The 1,537-nt window shown below is 64.4% G+C and carries 2 protein-coding genes; both read left to right on the forward strand.

Features of this window, described 5'->3' with window-relative positions:
• On the forward strand, positions 1-589 hold a 589-nt coding region (locus tag EOA38_RS36260), incomplete at its 5' end, for a DMT family transporter (RefSeq protein WP_145966279.1).
• 10 nt (positions 590-599) lie between these two features.
• On the forward strand, positions 600-1,391 hold the full coding sequence (locus EOA38_RS36265) for an ATP12 family chaperone protein (protein WP_126094090.1): 792 nt from the start codon (positions 600-602) through the stop codon (positions 1,389-1,391).
• Positions 1,392-1,537 lie beyond the last annotated feature (146 nt).

Below are 1,537 nucleotides of genomic sequence, written 5' to 3' on the forward strand. Positions count from 1 at the left end.
CAACACCATGCCGTTCTGGGTGCTGGTCGGCGGCCATTTCCTGCTCAGCGAGCGCATCACCACGCGCAAGCTTACCGGCCTCGTGCTCGCCTTCTGCGGCCTCGCGGCCGTCTTCTTCGACGGTATCGTCGCCGGCAACAATGCGACGCTGACGGGCGATCTGCTGAGCCTTGGTGCCGGCATCCTGTGGGCGCTGACCAGCATCGTCATCAAGCGGTCGAAACTGGCAGAAACCAGTGCCGAGAAGCTCTTGCTCTATCAGCTCGCCGGCGCGGCTGTCGTCGGCGCCCTGGTGATGCCTTTCGCCGGCCCGCCGATCCGCGAGATCGCCGCATTGCCGACACTGGCCTTGCTGTTCCAGTCTTTCTATATCGTCGCCTTCACCTATGTTTTGTGGTTCTGGCTGCTGACGCGCTATCCGGCAGCGGGCCTGTCGAGCTTCGCCTTTTTGTCGCCGGTGTTCGGCGTGCTGTGCGGCGCGGTGCTCTTGGATGAGCCGCTGACGGTCCGGATCTTCCTGGCGCTTGGCCTGATCGCCGCCGGGCTGATCATCGTCAACCGGACGGCGCGCAGGCAGCCCGCACCGTAAGGAGTTCGACATGCGCGACATCCTCAACGACCTCGAAGCTGGAAAGCAGCTTTCCGATCCCGATCCGGTGCGCCGCGCCCAGATCCAGATGAAGACGCCGCTGCCGAAGCGCTTCTACAAGGCTGTTTCGGTCGTGCCGGTCGAAAACGGTTTTGCCGTCCATCTCGACGGCAGGCCGGTCCGAACACCGGGAAAGGCGCTGCTGGTGCTGCCGACAGAAAGAGCGGCGATGCTGGTGGCTGACGAGTTTTCCGCGCAGGGCGAGGTCATCGACCCCGTCACCATGCCGGTCATGCGCCTTGCCAACACGGCCCTCGACGGTGTCGCCGGCGACCCGCAAGCGGTGCTCGAAGATGTCCTGCGCTTCGCTTCGTCGGACCTGCTCTGCTACCGCGCCGATAGCCCTCAGGGCCTGGTGGACCGGCAGAACAAGCTCTGGGACCCGGTTCTCGATTGGGCGAGGAGCCGCCTTGGTGCGCGCTTCAATCTTGCCGAGGGCGTCATCCATGTCGAGCAGCCGCGCGAGACGATCGCCGTCCTTGGCGCCCATCTTGCCCAGCGCGCCGAGCCGCTGCGTCTGGCCGCCATCCATGTCATGACCTCGCTGACCGGATCGGCGCTGCTGGCGCTTGCCGTCGATTTCGGCGAGCTCGGAGGCGAGGAAGCCTGGACCGCCGGCCATGTCGACGAGGACTGGCAGATCGAGCACTGGGGCCAGGATGCCGAGGCCGTCGCGCGCCGCTCGGCCCGCAAGCGCGATATGATGGCGGCGGTCAGCCTGCTGGAAGCGCTGCAAGCCTAGAGCAATTCCAGGAAAAAAGTGCGCAGCGGGTTTCGGTTCGGAATTGCGACAGAGAAAACAAGCAATTCCAGGAAAAGTGCGCAGCAGTTGAGCTCAGCGACTTCGCCGTAGCCTTCCATCCGGAGTTGCGTAAAACAAACTTGGAG

Origin of the sequence: Mesorhizobium sp. M1E.F.Ca.ET.041.01.1.1, from assembly GCF_003997355.1 — a bacterium.
GTDB lineage: Bacteria > Pseudomonadota > Alphaproteobacteria > Rhizobiales > Rhizobiaceae > Mesorhizobium.

Coding starts and splice junctions, on each gene's coding strand:
- EOA38_RS36265 (WP_126094090.1), top strand. CDS start 600: ATGCGCGACATCCTCAACGACCTCGAAGCTGGAAAGCAGCTTTCCGAT.